This is a genomic window from Parabacteroides sp. AF18-52, from assembly GCF_003479145.1.
GTDB lineage: Bacteria > Bacteroidota > Bacteroidia > Bacteroidales > Tannerellaceae > Parabacteroides > Parabacteroides faecis.
In genome coordinates, this window is the sequence record NZ_QUGR01000020.1 from 1 (window position 1) to 19,608 (window position 19,608).

General features: G+C 39.3%; 19 protein-coding genes. 5 read left to right on the top strand and 14 right to left on the bottom strand.

The features are described from left to right. Positions 1-156: 156 nt before the first annotated feature. Complete coding sequence (locus tag DWX23_RS21380) at positions 157-381, bottom strand: DUF4248 domain-containing protein (protein WP_122357380.1); 225 nt, start codon at positions 379-381, stop codon at positions 157-159. A 222-nt stretch (positions 382-603) separates the two neighbouring features. Between DWX23_RS21380 and DWX23_RS25215 the strand changes: the two genes are divergently transcribed. Further along, positions 604-1,197: a hypothetical protein gene (locus DWX23_RS25215; RefSeq protein ID WP_233587732.1), complete on the top strand. Its 594-nt coding sequence runs from the start codon at positions 604-606 to the stop codon at positions 1,195-1,197. A 55-nt stretch (positions 1,198-1,252) separates the two neighbouring features. Here the strand turns inward: DWX23_RS25215 and DWX23_RS21400 are convergent, their stop codons facing one another. The 13 genes from DWX23_RS21400 to DWX23_RS21460 form a co-directional block, all read right to left on the bottom strand. Beyond that, complete coding sequence (locus tag DWX23_RS21400) at positions 1,253-1,444, bottom strand: nucleotidyltransferase domain-containing protein (protein ID WP_122376038.1); 192 nt, start codon at positions 1,442-1,444, stop codon at positions 1,253-1,255. A 17-nt stretch (positions 1,445-1,461) separates the two neighbouring features. Next, positions 1,462-2,616, bottom strand: a complete 1,155-nt coding sequence (gene wecB / locus DWX23_RS21405) for a non-hydrolyzing UDP-N-acetylglucosamine 2-epimerase (protein WP_122375978.1) — start codon at positions 2,614-2,616, stop codon at positions 1,462-1,464. Positions 2,617-2,625: 9 nt separating this feature from the next. Next, positions 2,626-3,330 (bottom strand): WecB/TagA/CpsF family glycosyltransferase, encoded by a 705-nt coding sequence (locus DWX23_RS21410; protein ID WP_122375979.1) that lies wholly within the window; start codon positions 3,328-3,330, stop codon positions 2,626-2,628. Positions 3,331-3,398: 68 nt separating this feature from the next. Beyond that, the gene (locus DWX23_RS21415) at positions 3,399-4,532 is read right to left on the bottom strand and encodes a glycoside hydrolase family 18 protein (RefSeq protein ID WP_122375980.1); all 1,134 of its coding nucleotides are present in this window, start codon (positions 4,530-4,532) and stop codon (positions 3,399-3,401) included. Next, positions 4,529-5,575 (bottom strand): glycosyltransferase family 4 protein, encoded by a 1,047-nt coding sequence (locus tag DWX23_RS21420; protein ID WP_122375981.1) that lies wholly within the window; start codon positions 5,573-5,575, stop codon positions 4,529-4,531. Before DWX23_RS21420 ends, DWX23_RS21415 begins: the two co-directional genes overlap by 4 nt. Before the next feature lie 21 nt (positions 5,576-5,596). Next, positions 5,597-6,742, bottom strand: a complete 1,146-nt coding sequence (locus tag DWX23_RS21425) for an EpsG family protein (RefSeq protein WP_122375982.1) — start codon at positions 6,740-6,742, stop codon at positions 5,597-5,599. A gap of 5 nt (positions 6,743-6,747) precedes the next feature. Beyond that, on the bottom strand, positions 6,748-7,683 hold the full coding sequence (locus DWX23_RS21430) for a glycosyltransferase family 2 protein (protein ID WP_370450114.1): 936 nt from the start codon (positions 7,681-7,683) through the stop codon (positions 6,748-6,750). Between the two features lie 28 nt (positions 7,684-7,711). Then, complete coding sequence (locus DWX23_RS21435; RefSeq protein WP_122375984.1) at positions 7,712-8,848, bottom strand: polysaccharide pyruvyl transferase family protein; 1,137 nt, start codon at positions 8,846-8,848, stop codon at positions 7,712-7,714. 10 nt (positions 8,849-8,858) lie between these two features. After that, positions 8,859-10,091: a Coenzyme F420 hydrogenase/dehydrogenase, beta subunit C-terminal domain gene (locus tag DWX23_RS21440; RefSeq protein ID WP_122375985.1), complete on the bottom strand. Its 1,233-nt coding sequence runs from the start codon at positions 10,089-10,091 to the stop codon at positions 8,859-8,861. 3 nt (positions 10,092-10,094) lie between these two features. Beyond that, positions 10,095-11,609 carry an oligosaccharide flippase family protein gene (locus DWX23_RS21445; protein WP_122375986.1) on the bottom strand — a complete coding sequence of 505 codons (1,515 nt, stop codon included), beginning with the start codon at positions 11,607-11,609 and terminating at the stop codon, positions 10,095-10,097. A gap of 68 nt (positions 11,610-11,677) precedes the next feature. After that, positions 11,678-12,883, bottom strand: coding sequence for a UDP-N-acetyl-D-mannosamine dehydrogenase (gene wecC / locus DWX23_RS21450; RefSeq protein WP_122375987.1), 1,206 nt, complete (start codon positions 12,881-12,883; stop codon positions 11,678-11,680). Between the two features lie 80 nt (positions 12,884-12,963). Continuing rightward, the gene (locus tag DWX23_RS21455; RefSeq protein WP_122375988.1) at positions 12,964-14,076 is read right to left on the bottom strand and encodes an MraY family glycosyltransferase; all 1,113 of its coding nucleotides are present in this window, start codon (positions 14,074-14,076) and stop codon (positions 12,964-12,966) included. 531 nt (positions 14,077-14,607) lie between these two features. After that, positions 14,608-15,096 carry a Dps family protein gene (locus DWX23_RS21460; protein WP_122356543.1) on the bottom strand — a complete coding sequence of 163 codons (489 nt, stop codon included), beginning with the start codon at positions 15,094-15,096 and terminating at the stop codon, positions 14,608-14,610. A gap of 223 nt (positions 15,097-15,319) precedes the next feature. Here DWX23_RS21460 and DWX23_RS21465 point away from each other — a divergent pair, with 223 nt between their 5' ends. The 4 genes from DWX23_RS21465 to DWX23_RS21480 all read left to right on the top strand — a co-directional run bounded on the left by DWX23_RS21465 (position 15,320) and on the right by DWX23_RS21480 (position 19,600). Then, positions 15,320-16,246 (top strand): hydrogen peroxide-inducible genes activator, encoded by a 927-nt coding sequence (locus DWX23_RS21465; protein WP_122356545.1) that lies wholly within the window; start codon positions 15,320-15,322, stop codon positions 16,244-16,246. Positions 16,247-16,509: 263 nt separating this feature from the next. Then, entirely contained in the window at positions 16,510-17,355 is an 846-nt protein-coding gene (locus DWX23_RS21470; RefSeq protein ID WP_122356547.1) for a prephenate dehydratase, read from the top strand. Then, complete coding sequence (locus DWX23_RS21475) at positions 17,330-18,520, top strand: pyridoxal phosphate-dependent aminotransferase (protein WP_122375989.1); 1,191 nt, start codon at positions 17,330-17,332, stop codon at positions 18,518-18,520. The genes DWX23_RS21470 and DWX23_RS21475 overlap by 26 nt, the downstream gene beginning before the upstream one ends. A gap of 12 nt (positions 18,521-18,532) precedes the next feature. Then, entirely contained in the window at positions 18,533-19,600 is a 1,068-nt protein-coding gene (locus DWX23_RS21480) for a bifunctional 3-deoxy-7-phosphoheptulonate synthase/chorismate mutase type II (RefSeq protein ID WP_183671854.1), read from the top strand. Positions 19,601-19,608 lie beyond the last annotated feature (8 nt).

Consider the following 19,608-nt stretch of genomic DNA (forward strand, 5'->3'; position numbering starts at 1 on the left):
CAACATTCTATGCTAACTAAACCGATCTCCTTTTCCTTGAAGCATATATCTTTCACCTTTAAAAGTCCCTTATTTCATCTTCAAGACATATATCTTTCGCATCTAAAATAAGGGACTTTCAAATTTTCAATCTTCAATTCTCCATTTTCAATTCAATCACGGTTCCCCTAAAAAATCAACAATCACCCCGACCTGTTTCGGTGTCAGTTTCCGTTGACGTTCGCAGAACCCGGCAGTTTTCAATGTTTTGACCAGCTTTTCGTTTCTCACCACCCAGCGGTGCAGTAAACGTGATGCAGAGTTCGGATGCAGATTCGGATTATAACAAAGTGCCAGTTCCGTCCATCCGTAACTGCGGATTTTAAATTTTTCGTCTTCCATTTCCATGTGTATTAATTACCTCTAAGATAAGAAATAAATGCCATATAAAGAAATGAAAATCAAAGTTTACACATGCTATTTGTATATTTATTCTCCCTTATTAAACTCTTTATAATCGGTAACGCCATTTCATGTTACAGCCGCTTTTCCTGCACCTTATCTTTGTCATGTTATCAATAACCAACCAGTAATTTTCAATTATCAATTATCAATTAATAAATTATGGCTTTAAGTTTCCACTTAGTAAAACGTCCCGACATGCGTAAAGACGCTGCCGCCGGTTCCAAATTATTTTATGCACAGGTCCGTTCATTGAAGAAACTCGATTTCAATAAGCTTTGCGATCTGATTGCCGTTCGAAGCACCGCTTTTATCGGTGATGTGATGCTCGTCATCGAAGGTCTTCTTTCCGTCATGGAAGAACGCCTGGAAGAAGGCGATGTGATCCAGATGGGCCGCTTGGGTAACTTCTGTAAACCGTCACTCCGCCTACAGGAGGTGGTTCGGACCGTCCGGAAATCGAATAGTAACGTATCAATCATCCGTCATGTTAAAACAGGAATTTATCAAACTATACCACTCTCCCGCCCAAAAGGCGGGGGAATGTTTCTGAATCAATCCGGTTGTTATCCTGCCCAATCGGCCATCGAAACCGGCTGGGGAGAAAGTACACTGCAAAGGAACATAACAATTTCTTCAGTATCACCGCCTACGGACGTCCCAACGCCTTCTGGAAAAGAACCCATAGATATTGCCGGTTACAGTCTGATGGCTGCGAGACTGATCGGTGGTCTGTACAAATTATTTACCGCATGAGTTACAAAGAAAACTACCGACGCATGATTCGCTGCAACAAAGCGACCGGGATATCTCACGGATCAGTAGAATCAAAATCCTCGTTCCTAATCTTATCTTTTTCGATCAAAATTAAAATATCCCAATCTGAATCTTCGCGGGCATCATTCCTCGCCCTAGAACCAAACAGCATAGCCTTTGCATTCGGTGCTACCGTTTGTAAAGTCTTTTTTATTTCAGATAATATGTATTCTCGCGTTTGCTTCATATCACAAATGATAGTAACTATGTATTTATGAAACAAATTGTCATTGCAAAATGAACAATTCTTTCACAAGCCTTACCATCTCCATAAGGGTTCACAGCTTTACTCATTTTATCATAATATCCTTTATCATCCAGCAAAGCGGAAACTTCATGTACAATCTTATCATAATCTGTCCCCACCAATTTAACCGTTCCTGCTTCCAGAGCCTCAGGACGTTCGGTTGTATCACGCATAACCAATACCGGTTTACCTAATCCCGGAGCCTCTTCTTGTATTCCACCGCTATCGGTAAGCACAATGGTCGATTTTTCCATCAGGTAAACAAACGGCAAGTATTCCAACGGTTCAATGAAAAACATATTCTGCAAATCCGAATTTCCGAAAACCTCATGAATCGGTTTACGCACGTTCGGATTCAGATGCATCGGATAAACAAAATCCGTTTCCGGATACTTCTCCGCCAATGCCTTGATAGCTTTACACATTTGAATGAAACCCTCTCCAAAATTCTCGCGGCGGTGTCCGGTAATAAGAACAAGGCGACGATCCCTGATTTCATATCCGGTAGTTTTTAATTCTTCCGTCAATGCCTTTTGTAACTCTTCATTTCCTTTAATTTTATCGACTACCAGATATAAAGCATCGATCACAGTGTTTCCTGTGATAAGAATAGACTTCTGCTTCACACCTTCATCCAACAAATTTTGACAGCTTAATTGAGTCGGAGAAAAATGATACGTAGCAATCCTCCCCGTTATCAAACGGTTCATCTCTTCCGGCCAGGGACTATACATGTTATGTGTCCTAAGCCCCGCTTCAACATGCCCCACCGGTATCTGCTGATAGAAAGCAGCCAAAGCAGAAGCCGTCGAAGTAGTCGTATCGCCATGTACCAGGACGAGATCCGGTTGTACTTCTTTGAGTACATCCCGCATGCCGGTAAGGACACGGGCAGTCACATCATATAAATCCTGTCCTTGCTTCATGATATTCAAATCATAATCCGGATGGATTTCAAAAAGATGAAGCACCTGATCCAGCATTTCGCGATGTTGACCAGTCACACAAACCACTGTTTTAAACTGTTCTGGATACTTCTCAAACTCCTTCACCAAGGGAGCCATTTTAATTGCTTCGGGACGGGTCCCGAAGACGAGCATTATTGTTTTCATGTTCACAAATTATATTTTTCCAATCCAGACAAGAAACAGAAAGCGGACTAAATGTATCTGCCGCTTGATACGGGACGGTTGGTTTATCAATCTATAAGCAAATTCAAGATTATGTTCCACCCACCATTTAGGAGCACGTTTCACTCTTCCTGTATACACATCGAAACTACCTCCCAATCCCTGATAGATAGCCGGATGTTTACTAAACATTTCCTCCATCAGCAATTCTTGCTTGGGTGAACCCATTGCGACAAAAACGACATCAGGCTTTTTCTCTGTCACATCAGCAATCAAAGATTGTCGCTCTTCATCGGTTTTGATGTATCCGTTCCGGAAATTAACGATGTGAATACCCGGATAATCATTGTTTAATTTACTGACGGTCTCTTCTATTACTTCCTGTTTCCCTCCTACCAGGTAAAACGTTTTTTGTTTATAAGTCGCTTCGATTATTTTCAACCACAGCTCACAACCGGGTATTTTGATTACATCATCATATCCATGGCGTCTCAATGCTAACATCGGTCCTGCACCATCGCAGTATCCGATATTTCGATTAATAATAGCACGCATCTGATCTGTTGCATGGAGGATCTTTTCGGCATTAATAGCGACAAGTAGACCTTTAGTTTGGTCGACATAATCCAATAAATGCTGAACGGAAGGGAATGGATGGATGTTTACTCCGTTCAAAACAACTAAATGACTTTGCATAAAATATTTATTTAATATATTTTATCAGATTGTCATAAAATAAAAACATTAACAGCAACAATCTGATCCTAGTGTGCTATTTTCTTCAAATAATCGTAAATAGAATCCTTCAATAATAATTTACCATATCTATCTGATGGGGTTGCAAGTTTAAAATCATGATAAAGTTCCCACCAAAAAAAGCCTCTATATCCCCTATCAATAGCCCATTGTAGTTTATATTCAATGGAGCGAGGATTATCTGCTGTAATAAAACTCTTACCATCAGAAGATAAATAATAAGGTATATGCTCTTTGTTATTCCATTCTTCTCTCCAGCCTATTTTTAGAGAATCAATAATAGCAGGATAAGTGATATATGAACTATGTTTACGAATCTCAGAAATTGATTTGATACGTTCCCCCAGTTGTAAATTTGTATATTTATAACCATAAGAAGCAAGTCCTATGCATAACTTATGAGGAGAAAACACATTCCATTTCTCAAGGTTTTGCTCAATCTTAGTCATTGGTGTATTAAAAGAGGGTGTTACTTTCCAGTTTCCACCTCCTAAGTCATAAGTCATTAAATTAATCCAATCAACGATTCTACTCAATGAATCAGCCAACGGTTGAGAATAAGAAATTGATGAAGGTAAAGCAGTAGTTATAAAATATTTTTTATCTGAATAGCGATCCAAGGCCTCCTTCATCTTTTTCAAAAACAAATAATGCTTTTCTATATTCAATGCTTGTTCCCAGTCCAGATCAAAACCATCATAGTTATATTTTTTAATGAAAGCAACTAACATTACTACTAAATTATCACATCGCGTGTTTGTTTTCACAAGATCTACAAAATTCTTTGCGTTCATAGATAACAAAACCTTTCCTCCAGTACCATGAACAGAATCAATAAAGTTTTCGGCAAATCGAATACCCTTTCTTTCTGATAAATAATCAAAATTTTGAACATACTTTTTAGTTATACTATCACCAGTCATATCAAAATCTTTAGGATTAAATACAGGCAAAGCCATCAGATAATAATAATTAAAAAGAGAGAAATCAAGTTTATCCACATAAGATTCATTCAAAATTGTATAGCCAGCACAATAAGCTGCATAAATAAATTTATCATGATTTTTTTTTTCTCCAATTTGAGAATTTGCATAAAAACAAATTGATAACAAATAAATCAAAACAACTATTTTCGACTTCATATAAATAATTTTATATAAATATTTTGCAGATGTTGTTCTATTTGTAGGGGAGTAAATCTTTTAGCCTCCTCTCTTCCATACTTTCCCATTCGAGAGATACAGGAACGATCATTCAGAAATAAAAGAATTGCTTCGTAAATTTCGTCTACATTGCCGGGAGTAACAGCAACCCCACTCTTCTTATCCTCAAAAAAATCGGGAATACCTCCTATTAATGTTGTGATAACAGGTAGTCCATAGGACATAGCTTCCAATATAGCTATGCCAAAAGACTCAAAGTGTGAGGGATGAATAAAAACATCCGACGAACAAAATAAATCTTCTTTTTCTTTTCCAACTACCCAACCGTGTTGTACTATCATGGATGAGAGATCATAATCAGTCATCATCTTTAAAAATCGTTCCTCATCACCTATACCACCAATATGTAGTTCAACTTTATCTTGAAGCTGTTCCTTATACTTATGTAGACACTCTAACACATCGTATATACCTTTCACCTCGTTTATTCGCCCCACAAATACAAGACGCAGTTTGTTGTGATGTTGCTCTGTACGGTATAACTCAGGTAATTCCACACAATTGGGCAAATAATATATATGTTCATTCAACCCATATCGTCGTAACATCTTTACAAAAGTAGATGACACTGTTACCAAAGCATCAGCTGACCTACACACCGATGCCACAAAGCAGGGATGAGTGCTATAGAACTCATTGAACAAGCTACCATGAATATGCAATAACACTCTCTTATTAAACAATTTACCAATATACATCAATACTGAATTTCGATAAAAGTCAATATAATTAGCAGTGTGGATATGTATAACGTCTATTTGTCTAAACACACAATAATAAAATGTTTTCAGGACAGCGTTCACAAACAAAAGTACTTTACCAATTTTCGATATTTCCTTATAAGTAACAATCAAGTGGAACGGTTCATACATCGGAGCCAAAAAAGCTATCACAGAAGCCATACCACCCTTTGCTTTCGGATCGGGACCAATAGTTAAAATCCTGTCACTTTGTTGTATCATATTTCAAAGAGCGCTAAAATTTTATCTATTCCAAACAAATTCATACCTTACACAATCACTATGATAGCCTTTATCAACTATTATTTGTATGGAAAGATGACAAGCCAATAATAAAATAATCACCCATCCCATCAAGGATGAATGAACATAAAATAAATAATACATTAGATAAGCCAACATTATTACTCGATAAATCACGAAGTAATCTACAAATCTAGAGAAAGCCAAACTATTTATAAACAATGGTTGTATAAATATTAAAACCAAAAACAAAGCATGAACAAAGCCATAGTTCTTAGATGGATAAAAATGGCGCATTTTATTTGAATAGAAAACAATTAGAATATCAAAGAGCAAAAATATGATCCTTCTTGCTCCGAAATTCATTGTTCTAGAGCCTACTCTCATCAATACTTCAGAGTTGTATCTATCGTCGTACTCTACAAATGTCAAGAATTTATCCAAATAATTAAATAGGTTCTCCCATACAGAAAATTGTGATAAAATCAAAGCTGTAAACAGTATTAAATATTGCCACTTTCTTTTAATAAAAAACGTTTCAAAATCAATCCATATTAAAGGTATAAGCGCAAATAAAAAAGCTGCACTACGATGAAAGAACGTTAACAAAAATATGGAAATAAGAGTAGGAATGACTTTCTTCTCCAATAAGAAGAAAGAACAAATACATAAAAAAACAGACAATACAAGTTGTTGTCTTAGACCATTGCACCAAGAAAAGAAAATCCCACCGCATACAAGCCCTATACAAAAGAATGAAATCACAAATTTTTCTCTCCTAAAAATCGTCAAAGTGCAGCACAATTGTATTAATCCCACAATTGCAAAAAACACCGTTGAAGGTAATCCTAATTCAGAAAGTAACTTCATAAATCCAACAAAACCTATCTCCATATCATCCCTTATAAAGGTATCAGTCAAAGATAGAGTATTATAAATTTGCCAATATGATAATTGATCAATACCAACATCCCATCTTACCCCGGTAAAGAAGATAAAGATGAAAATGCCAATAGCAACATGAAGCCAATACATCATATTTGTTCGTGCTTTCAATAATCCACCATTATAGCAGTTTACTGGAACTCTGAAAAGCATGAACATCGAAAAAATCATAAAAGGATATACCAAAAAGCTTGTAATCATATTTTCTACTTCATTTTATGATAAATCGTTCGAATCCACCAATAACATTTAAAGGCGCGAACTGTCAACATAGGGTGCTTTACAAAAGATTGAAACAACAAGTATTCATGCGAATAACCTTCAGAATAGCGTATTAAATCGTTTATTGCTACATGGAAATCAGGTTTACTCTTATCGCAATAAATACAATAGGCTAGGATAAATCCCTTTACAAATAGACGAAACACAAAGGGAGTTGTAGTAGCTAAAGATAACCCCTTCAATGATTGTAATACCACTAAATCGTCTAAACATCGTGTATAGCTCCTTTTGGAATGCACAGCAGAGCCAGCGTTCAAACAATAGCGATAAGCTTGATTATCTATCAGTAATACATTATTACTACAAGAGGACAGATACTTAATGATGAATTGTCTGTCTTCAGAATATTTAATGACATCACAAAATTTTAATCCTAAATTGTTTATCAAACTTCGCTTATAAAAATAAGAGACACTACACGAAGAGAAATATACCGGATTAAGCAGTTCGCTGGGCTTGATTTGCTGTCTATGACGAAATATGGAGTAACGAACAAACTTTTTCGGCTTCTGTTCCAACTGCAACCCGCAATGAATCATATCCACATCGACAGACAGTAAGCGGAAGACTTCCAAGAAGTCCGATTCCACCCAATCATCGCTATCCACAAAGGCTATCCATTCACCCTGTGCATACTTCAAACCGAGATTGCGGGCACTCGATACGCCACCATTCTCCTTATGGAATACCCGTACACGAGTATCCTTTCTTGCGTATTCATCGCAGATTTCTCCACTACGGTCTGGACTACCATCATCTATCAGTAATATCTCAAAATTAGTGAAGGTCTGCACCAACAGACTATCCACACAACGATATAAATAAGCTTCTGCCTTATAGACAGGAACTATGACTGACACTTTAGGATTTTCAAGCATAATAACTAATCTATTTCAAATTTTCCCGTAAAAAAGCCAAAGAGATATCTTTCATCTCCTCTCTTTTTCTATTCACAACGATCCAATCGATAGGCTTCTCAAGCAAGGAGAGATCCATATCATCAGTAACTAATCGACCCTCTAGACCATACATACGTAATAAGGAATAAAAACGAGCCATCCCACGCCCCTGATTAGCTATCACCAAGAAAGGTTTATTAAAAATTATACTGAACACTGCGCCATGAAAACTATCACACACAACGAAACTGGCATCCATAAATCCCCTCAGCCATTTGGTCACCGGAGGGAACACACATTGATTGATATTTTTCATCGTCTCTCCATTCAAAGGTTGAATCGGCATTACAGTGAAAGGAGATAAATGTAAGTATTCCGCCACCTCATTTACTATCCGATTCTTCGTTTCATTCTTATCCAATATGTAACAAAGCATATTTCCATCACATGAAGATTCATTCTCCTGTTCCACTAAAAACTCGTAATCTTCTTTGTCAAGAAGCATGGTCGGATCAAGTACAGGGATAGCCTTCACGCCCAAGTATTTTGAACATAGCGTTACACCAGACTCCTCACGTACCGATACAGCTTGAAAAGTTTGGACTAATTGCCTGCAACAATCTGTTTCCCGGGAAGAATACTCCCACGTATCCACACCAAAAGAAGCCGCATACGCTACTCTCCGCACATCCATCCCTCTGGTAAAATCAAGAAATGAATGGTATATGTCCACGTTATACTTAGGCCGCCACACTTGATCACTACCCACCACGAATGCCTCTATATGATTTTCTCGCACATAACAGGCAGACTCATTAGCATCAATCATCTTCGTAGAATGCACTAGATATTTGTCAATAAAAGAATCGGTATACCTTGCAATGTGCTTTATTTGACTTGGTTTCGCCACAAACGGATAACATCGTCCCTTTCCTTTTCCAATCAATTTCAGTAAAAAAGTCTTAACTGCAGAGGCTAACAACTGAAACAATCCGATCTGGCAATTCGGTTGATCCATGGTAACGACCTCATGCCCTATACGGCGTAATACGGTTTGTAACGCATAATTTTGCAGCAATCCTCCATAATTGAAACCTAACGGTTGTGTAATTATACCAATCTTCATGATATTTTTTCTATTTATCCTTCAATCTATCAAGAAGTCCCAACCTTAGCAAAATCACAGACAACAACCTATGGCAACGTTGGCAAAAGGAAATACTTGTCAAACTTGCCACCCGCATTTCTATCGTATTCATCCGGTTTCCATAAAACATATTCCGATATCGATTAAGGTTCACGGAACGAATCAAGGCTGAATTTGCAGCAACCACATCATCAAAAGTAACCTCATAGTTAATAGTTGCAATTTCTCCCCAGATTTCCTTTCCTTTCTCCGTACTCACCATCACCACGCTCACGCCTTTATTGTCATCTATCTCAGGCATCACATTTTGTATTCCCCAAAAATCCCCAATCGTAATATCACTTCCACTCTTCAAACTCTTCGCCGGACAAGCATGACAACTCGGACGTAAATACAAATCTGCCAAGAAGCCTCGCAGGAAAATATTCTTGTTTAAAGGTTCTGAAAGCAAAACTATTTTTTTTTCTCCGTGTCTATTGGACACAGAGATAGTGAGAACAAAACTGAATTTTTTCCAACCTAGGCATTTGTTTCTAAACGAGATGCTCTCAATGCGAGCGTCTCTGCCATTTGATATAGGGTGAGACAAAATTAATTTTTTTCCACCGCACTGGCGTGCGGTTTCCTCCTTCAGATATTCTCGCCATACACCCGGACTCGGAACGCCATGACAAACGAAATCCACCATCAAGAGATTATCATATTCTTTCCTGAGGAAACGTTTCAAACCCGCAATCTGACAAGGAGTACCAGAAAATAGAACCTTACGATCTTTCTTCAAAAACTCTTCTACCTGTGAATAACATTTACCCACTCTACTTTGTACATATTTAGAACCCCGAAAAGCAGATAAACCTTCTATCGTTTCTACATAATCATGGATTACATCCCACTCTTCATTGAATCTGGCACCAAAAACAACACCACCCTTAGCTATTACTTCTTCTGCTAACAACGTAAAAATTCCCCCGGAAGAACTAGCCATACGAACCTCTTCATTCAAATTCTTTGCAGCATAAACCACTTTCGGTATTCTTGGTTCCCCCTGATTAATTACAGGGCAAACTTTTTCACATAAACAACAATCAATACAAAGCGAAGAGTCCACATTGGGATAAAGAAAACCTTCATCATCCTCTACCATTGTAATACAATGCTTTGGACAGCGTTGTACACAAGCCCAGCAACCACAGCACTTTTCCTTACTATCTATCTTAATCATACATTATCTCTTTATCAATTTCAGGAATATGCCACTAAACAGCGAACGTTCTGAAGCATTCATAGCTCCAAACCAAGAAAGAGGAAGATAGAATAAAGAAAATAAAACAATACCACCGGCTAAACGAGTAATATTTGATATGTCAATATTCATTTTCCATATAAGCAAGAGAGAAAACAATGTTACAATAAGAGGAATAATTGACATTTTTCCTATCTCTTTCCAAAATTTTATAATATCTATACCTTGTTTTCTTTGATAATAAATATTCATTACCACAACTTGTCCTGCCGTAAGGGCTAAAGCCGTTGCAAAAGCACAACCTATGCCACCATAACTTTTTGCCATTGGAATAGATAGTCCCAAACTAGCGATAGCTATGATCACATATAAAATAGATCTAAACTTCATTTCATTACGAGCCTGTAAAATCGTAATTCCAAGATTTTGAATTAATGGAACCGTTAAGGGTATAAAAAATAACAGAGAAATCCAATAAGCATTTTCATACCCTTCGCCTGCCCAAAGTTGAATAAATTGACGACCAAATATTATAAAACCAGCTAATACAAAAGCTATTACAATAAATTGAATGCGTCCAGTTCTGATAAATAAATCAGAAATTACTTTACTATCCTCATTCCGTGTCACCATCGCCGTTACTTTAGGTAAAAACAAACCGGAAATAGCTGTAGAAAACATAATATATAGATTATGCAATTGTATGGCTACTGCATAAACGGCAACCACCGCTGCACCCTGAAAAATACCTAAAACAAACTGTCCTGTACTCCAATAGATCCGGTCCATTATAGCATTCAAAAATATCCAGAAAGAATAAATAGACACTTCTTTCAAAAAGCCCCATTTAAAATGGGTAAAGCGTAAACGGACATGTAGCTTTCTCTTACAGTAAATCCAATTGATTACTAAAGTGGCTACATTAAAAAAGGTTGTCACGACTACCATTGCCACAGCCTTATAGCCAAACAAAAGCAAAACGATCATTACAATTGGATTCAGAAGAATACGGGCAATGTTTATAATTTTTTGGAATACAAAATTTTCATAGGCTGTAATAATAGCTCCCCAAATACTCATAGGAAATGTAAACGCCAAATTGAACGCCATCAACAGCAACATCAACCGCATTTTCCCCATCTCATCTACCGTCATATGGGTATCAAACAAACAATCTACATTAGCCACTAACAGTACACCTAAGATAAATGCTAACGCACTAATAAACAGATACAGCAGAAAAAACATACCGAACATTTCATATTGTTCTTCTTGTTTACCTTCTGCACGATATTTGGCGGTATAGCGGACGATCGCATTACCAAAACCTAAATCCAAAACAGTTAAATAAGCAATTACAGAAGCTGCCAATGAGTAGAGCCCAAACTCAGATTGTCCTAGCATACGCAACATAAATGGCGTATAGAGCAATCCTATTAAAGTATTCAACCCTAAAACCACATAAGAAAGTAAAGCTCCAGCTTTAAGTTGGTCCATTCTCGTATTGGAAGTTCTATATTATACTTAAGCTAAATCTGTTTTGGCTAAATAAAATATTCAGATAATTACCTTTTATAAATACCACAAAAATCTAATATAACCTTACCTTTTGTATAAGGTAATTCTTTAAATGGCTCATGTGCCGTTAAAAACACCACAATATCCGCCTTCTCATAGGCTTCTTTATAATCGGTCAGTTTAAACACTTTGTGCTCTTTCACATTTGGCTCAACAATCAGAATATCCGCATTATTACAGGCTTGCATCACTTTGGTTGTAATATATTTAGCCGGAGATTCACGCAAATCGTCAATATTAGGTTTAAAAGCAAGTCCCATCATAGCAACAACCGGTTTGCGGTGATGCTCTAATTCAAACCTTAATATGGCATTCTGTACCTTTTCGGCACACCAGAAGGATTTGTAATTATTGATTTCTCGTGCTTTGGATATCAATTGCGACTCGTACGGAAATTCGGCTGTGATGAAATAAGGGTCTACAGCAATACAATGCCCTCCTACTCCCGCTCCAGGCTGCAGAATATTGACACGCGGATGCTTGTTGGCTAATTCGATCAGTTCCCATACATTGATACCGGCTTTGTCGCAGATGAGTGAAAGTTCGTTGGCGAAAGCGATCTGCACATCACGGGATGAATTTTCCGTCAATTTACACATTTCTGCCGTTTTACTATTCGTCTTATGCAAGGTTCCCTGTACAAACCGACCATAAAATTGAATGGCCTTTTCCGTCGATTCTTCATTGATTCCTCCAATCACACGATCGTTGTGGACTAATTCATAAATGACATTTCCCGGTAAAACCCGTTCCGGACAATAGGCGATATATATTTTATCTTTCAATTCCGGCCGCTCTGAAAAAATCAGACTTTGCATCTTTTCAGTAGTTCCCACCGGAGATGTTGACTCTATTACATATAAATCTCCTTCCTTCAAATAAGGAAGAACGGAGCGGGTGGCTGCTTCCACATAAGAAATATCCGGTTCGTGATTACCTTTGAACGGAGTGGGCACAACCATAAAATAAGCATCGCTGATTTCAGGTGTGGTAGAAGCTTTCAACAATCCTGCATTTACAACTTCTTGCAAATACTCTTCCATCCCTGGTTCAATAATATGAAGTTTACCTTGGTTTGTCATTTCCACCACACCCGGATTGATATCGACACCTAAAACATTTATTCCATGCTTTGCTGCAATGATAGCTGTGGGAAGTCCAATATATCCCAACCCCATAAAACATGCTTTCATAATTTTTCTGTTTATAAAAAACTTATTTATTCTTATTCTTACAATATTTCAAAATCCAACGATATTCCTAAAAGTCTACATTAAGTAGACTTTTCTGCCAGATGTTTTTTCCGTATCCTGTCAAACCATAGATTAAGGCCTGTCCAAACAAGAATATCAAATCCTATCAGAATATTGTTGTCAATATATGATATCAAACAAATATTCACACCGCTAAATAAGCAAGCCATAATCAATATAAATAACATCGCTTGCCACTGCGTTAACCCCATATCCAATAATTTATGATGAATATGATTCTTATCGGCAACAAATATCCCCTTATGGCTGCGCCAACGTACAAACATAACCCTCATCACATCGAACATAGGGATAATTATTGTTGAAAATGCAACAATGATTGCCCCATCCGAGTAAGGTATAATATCAGGAGCACAAACAGAATAACGGATAATTAAGAAAGATAGGATATAACCTAATGTCAGGCTACCGGTATCCCCCATAAAGATTTTCCGGCATCGTTCGACTTTGCCAAATACATTATAATAGAAAAAAGGGACTAGCACTCCGAACGAAGCAAATGCAAGCATAGCATACATCCATAAATGATTATGAATATACAAGCAACCTAGAATGATCAACGATACACAACTCAAACCTGAAGCCAGGCCATCGATACCATCAATCAGGTTGATCGCATTACATATAAACACAATCAATAAAATAGTCAATGGTATTCCGAGCCAGGGAGTTAATTCATGAATCCCCAAGATGCCATACAGATTGTTTATCCATAAACCGGATAAAGGGATCATGGCGGCTGCTATAATCTGTATAACAAACTTCGAACGATAACGTAACCCCACCAGATCATCTTTTATCCCGGCAAGGAACAGTAATGTTAACCCACAGACCAAAAAATAAAATTCCGGTATGATAAAGCACAACATCTCCTCCGGAATCTCGTAACCGATAAGGTAACGAAGCCCCGTTGTAAAGGATAATGTAAAGAGAATAGAGGGAGCAAAAGAGAGACCTCCTAAACGAGGAATAATGCCCTGATGGACTTTTCTTTCGTCAGGAATGTCAAATAACCGCTTCCGGAAAGCTACAACCAATATCCGCGGTATAATAAAAGAAGAAAGTAGGATCGAAATTATCACCCCTGTGATAATCAACATAATACTAGCCATTTTTCATTGTTTTTAGGGCACAAAAAAGTTCGTCAGTCACAAATCGTAACGACGAAAATGACTAGCAAAAACGATCGTTTTTTTTAGTCATTTTCATGTATCGATAAAATGTTAATTTTAAACTTCCAATTTTGCATTATGGCATGTTTCACAAGGGGTGATGATTTTTTAATTTTGTTTATTCAATTTTTTATGCATACTTTTGCGGTGACTAAAAAAAACGATCGTTTAATCTAGCCATTACTCATTATTCAAGAAATAGCCCACAGCTCTTATTTTTCCTTATATATAGCTGTTACACAATAAAATAAATATTTCAATCACAGGTTTAAAATTGTAAGAAGAAGCAATTTTGGAGTTATTAAAATCCGATTCAATGACAGGCTTTTCACTATGAAAACAGACCTCACATTTTACATATCAGACGCTGCATAAAATTTTATCTACCCTACACAAAAAAAAGAGGCTACCTCACGGTAACCTCTTTCCTAACGCAACGAATGAATTATTAATACTTATACTTATTTCTCATTACTTCTTGCAGTCGCAAGTAGAATAAGCTACTAACATCCAAACCAATTTTTCCTGTTCTTTCAGATAATCGCTCATCAGTGCAACTGTAGCTTCATCTCCTGCTTCCGATGCAAGGGAAAGAAGTTTACGTTCTTCCGCAATAAACTGTCCGTAAGTGTTCAGGACATTTTCCAAAGCCTCATCGCCACAAGAAACACCTGATACTTCTTTTACTCTTGCCACTTTCAGATATTCACTGAATTTGTTTACAGGTACACCACCCAACATCAAGATACGTTCTGCCAGTTCGTCTACCTTTTCGGCTGCATCGTCATACATTTCTTCAAATTTACTGTGAAGTACGAAGAAACCATGTCCTTTAATGTTCCAATGAAATCCGCGCAGGTTTGTATAGAATACCTGGTAATCGGCCAATAACTGCTGTAATGCTTCTACTACTTTGTTTGCTGCTGATGCATCTAAATGCAAATAATCTAATGTTTTCATAATTCTTAATTTTTATATGTTATACGTTTTTGTTTTTCTATACTGCAAAGATACACTAGATATAAACATCTGTCAAACAGATAATTACTATATACTAATAGATAAAATCTATCAAAACAATTTCACCTTATACAAAGATTTAAAGTAATACGCTACATAACAGAATTTTTATATCTTTGTAATTGATTTTCGTAAGGATTAATATCATGAGAATTGAAAGACAATGAATATACAGCAACTTGAGTACATCCTTGCGGTAGACACATACCGCCATTTTGCCAAAGCGGCAGAACATTGCAGAGTGACACAGCCTACCCTCAGTATGATGATCCAGAAACTGGAAGACGAACTAGGGATCAAACTATTCGATCGTAATATGCAGCCGGTCTGCCCTACTCCAGCCGGACGCAAGGTAATTGACCAGGCACGTACGGTTCTTTATCAGGCTTCCCTGATCAAAGATATCGTTAATGAAGAAGAACAGTCGCTGAAAGGTACATTCCGCCTGGCAGTACTCCCGACCATCGCGCCGTATCTGCTTCCCCGTTTCTTCCAGCAGTTGTCGGAAAAACATCCGGAACTGGATATCCGTATCCTGGAAATGAAAACGGCTCCGACCATGGCAGCCATACTGAACGGAGAGATCGATGCTGCTATCATTGCCAACCAACCGTCGGAAAACCAGTTGCAAGGCGATACATTATATTATGAGCAATTTTTCGGGTATGTTGCCAAGAACGATCCGGTCTTCAAAAAGGATCTGATCCGTACCGCAGACATCAGTGACGAACATCTCTGGCTGCTGGATGAAGGACATTGTTTCCGCGACCAGTTGATGCGCTTCTGCCAGATGGAGAAAGTAAAACTGCGTCAGGCTGCCTACCGCCTGGGAAGCCTGGAAACATTCATGCGAATGGTAGAAAGCGGAAATGGCGTCACTTTCATACCGGAACTGGCAACTCTGCAACTCAGCGAGGAACAAAAAGCACTGGTACGTCCTTTTGCGATCCCTAAACCGGCACGCGAAATCGTCTGGATCACCCGCAAGGATTTTATCCGCCATACGATCGCAGGCATGCTGATCGAGAGCATTAAAAAGTCCGTTCCGAAAGAAATGTTGACACTGCAAGCCGGATTAAAAGTAGTCTGAACATTATTTTTATAGGGTAACACAAAAAAAATATCACTTTTCGCTTGTAGTTTCCAAAAAAGCGTTACTTTTGCTGCGTATTTAAAAACAAACGAGACAAATGAATCGATTTAGCTTTACATATTTCTTTTATTACTTTTACTTTAGCAAAGTGAAGGCAGGAATTTATATGTAAAGCGTTGATGATAGATAATATGTATCAATAATAATATGAAGTCCTGCCGGTTACGGTGGGACTTTTTTTATGACTTTAAGACAGAAAGATGAAAAAGAGAGTAGCAATTCAGGGAATAGCCGGTTCGTATCACGACATCGCAGCCCGTAGCTTCTATGAAGGTGGAGAAATTGAGATTGTTGGATGCAATACATTCAGAGATGTAATCACGACCATCAAGAAAGACTCCACGATATTGGGTCTGATGGCCATCGAGAATACGATTGCCGGAAGCCTGCTGCAGAATCATGAACTGATACGTGAAAGCGGTCTGCGGGTGATCGGTGAATACAAACTGCGTATTTCGCATTCGCTGGTTGCACTGCCGGGTACGACGATACACGAAATAACGGAAGTCAACTCCCACCCGATCGCACTGATGCAATGTACCGACTTCCTCGATACCCTGCCGAACGTGAAGATGGTGGAAAAAGAAGATACCGCCATGAGCGCCCGCTGGATTTCCGAGAATAACCTGAAAGGACACGCCGCCGTCTGCGGTAAGCTGGCTGCTCAAATATACAACATGGAAATCCTTGCCGAAGGGATCGAGACAAACAAACGAAACTTCACCCGCTTCCTTGCCCTGGCAGACCGATGGACGGCTGAAGACATGCTTGAAAAGGCAGACATCAACAAATCCTCACTGGTATTCGCTCTCCCCCATACCTCCGGTAGTCTTTCCAAAGTGCTCTCCATCCTCTCTTTTTACGACATGAATCTTTCTAAAATACAATCGCTCCCGATCATCGGACGCGAATGGGAATATTTGTTCTATATCGACCTGACATTTACTGATTATACCAGATACAAACAAGCATTGGATGCGATCATACCATTAACAAAGGACTTAAAAATTTTAGGTGAATATGCAGAAGGAAAACAAAGTGTGTAATATCACACCTGCCGACCGCGTCGGCAGCGTACAGGAATACTACTTCTCGAAGAAACTGAAAGAGGTAGCCGAAATGAATGCCGCAGGCAAAAATGTAATCAGCCTGGGCGTAGGTAGTCCCGACCTGCCTCCTTCGGAACAGACGATCGAGACATTGTGCGAACATGCCCATAATGCCAATGAGCATGGTTATCAGCCGTATGTAGGTATTCCGGAATTACGTAAAGGTTTCGCAGACTGGTACAAGACCTGGTATGGTGTGGAGTTGGACCCGAAGACGGAGATCCAGCCGCTGATCGGATCCAAAGAAGGTATCCTGCATATCTCACTGGCTTTCCTGAATCCGGGCGACGGCGTATTGGTTCCCAACCCGGGCTATCCGACCTACAGTTCGGTAAGCAAGCTGGTACAGGCAAACCTGATCCCCTATGAACTGAAAGAGGAATTGGGATGGCAGCCGGATTTCGATGCACTGGAAAAGAGCGATCTTTCCAATGTGAAGCTGATGTGGGTGAATTACCCCAATATGCCGACCGGAGCCAATGCTAGCATGGAGCTTTTTGAAAAGCTGGTTGCTTTCGGACGCAAACACGGGATTATTATATGCAATGACAATCCGTACAGTTTTATCCTGAACGAGCATCCGCTAAGTATCCTCAGTGTACCGGGAGCAAAAGACATCTGCATCGAAATGAATTCGATGAGCAAGGCGCACAACATGCCCGGATGGCGTATGGCTATGCTGGCTTCAAATGCACAGTTCGTTCAATGGATACTGAAGGTTAAGAGCAATATCGACTCGGGCCAGTTCAAACCGATGCAGCATGCTGCGGTGGAAGCCCTGAAAGCTCCGAAAGAATGGTACGACAATATGAACCGTACTTATCGCAGTCGCCGCGACCTGGCCGGACAGATCATGCATGCTATAGGATGTACGTATGATGAAAACCAGGTAGGCATGTTCCTTTGGGGAAAGATTCCGGCCGAAGCTGAAGGCAGCGAAGCGCTGGCAAACAAAGTGTTGTACGAGGCCAATGTCTTTATCACTCCCGGATTTATTTTCGGCAGCTGTGGCGAACGTTATATCCGCATCTCCCTTTGCTGCAAGAATGAAGCATTACAGGAAGCATTAAACAGAATCAAACAATTAGAAATAAACAAATAAAAGTATACAATCATGGAAATGGAATTAGAATCAATCTTATTACCCGGTGTGGACCCTCAGCGTCCCATCATCATTTCGGGACCGTGTAGCGCCGAAACAGAAGAACAAGTAATGGAGGCAGCTCAACAGCTTGCATCGAAAGGCGTTAAAATATTCCGTGCAGGAATCTGGAAACCACGTACAAAACCGGGAGGATTCGAAGGTATCGGTGCAGTCGGATTACAATGGCTGAAACGTGTGAAAAAAGAGACAGGCATGTATGTCGCTACCGAAGTGGCAACGAAAGACCACGTATTCGAAGCTTTGAAAGCAGGGATCGATATCTTGTGGATCGGCGCCCGTACAACCGTCAATCCATTCGCCGTACAGGAGATTGCCGATGCGTTGAAAGGAGTAGATATTCCTGTCCTGATCAAGAACCCGGTAAACCCGGACCTGGAATTGTGGATCGGTGCATTCGAACGTCTGTACGGAGCCGGTATCCACAAACTGGGAGCTATCCACCGCGGATTCAGCTCGTATGACAAGAAGATGTACCGTAACCTGCCACTGTGGCATATTCCTATCGAACTGCGCCGCCGCATGCCGAACCTGCCGATCTTCTGCGATCCTAGCCATATCGGTGGTAAACGCGAACTGATCGCTCCGCTTTCACAGCAGGCTATGGACCTGAGCTTCGACGGTCTGATGATCGAATCTCATCCGTGTCCGGATTGTGCATGGAGCGATGCTTCACAGCAAATCACTCCGGATGTGCTGGATTATGTTGTCAACCTGCTGGTTATCCGTAACGAGACACAGACAACGGAAAACCTGGCCGAACTGCGCCGCCAGATCGACGGTATCGACGAACAATTGCTCGAGTTGCTGGCTAAACGTATGCGTATCTCCCGTGAGATCGGTGTGTATAAGAAGGAACACAACATGCCCATCCTGCAGTCACCGCGTTACAGCGAAATACTGGAAAAACGTTCGGACATGGGACAGACAATGGAGCTGAATGTTGAGTTTGTAAAGGAAATATTGAAAGAGATACACGAAGAGTCTGTTCGTCAGCAGATGATCATCATGAATGAATAAGAAACGTC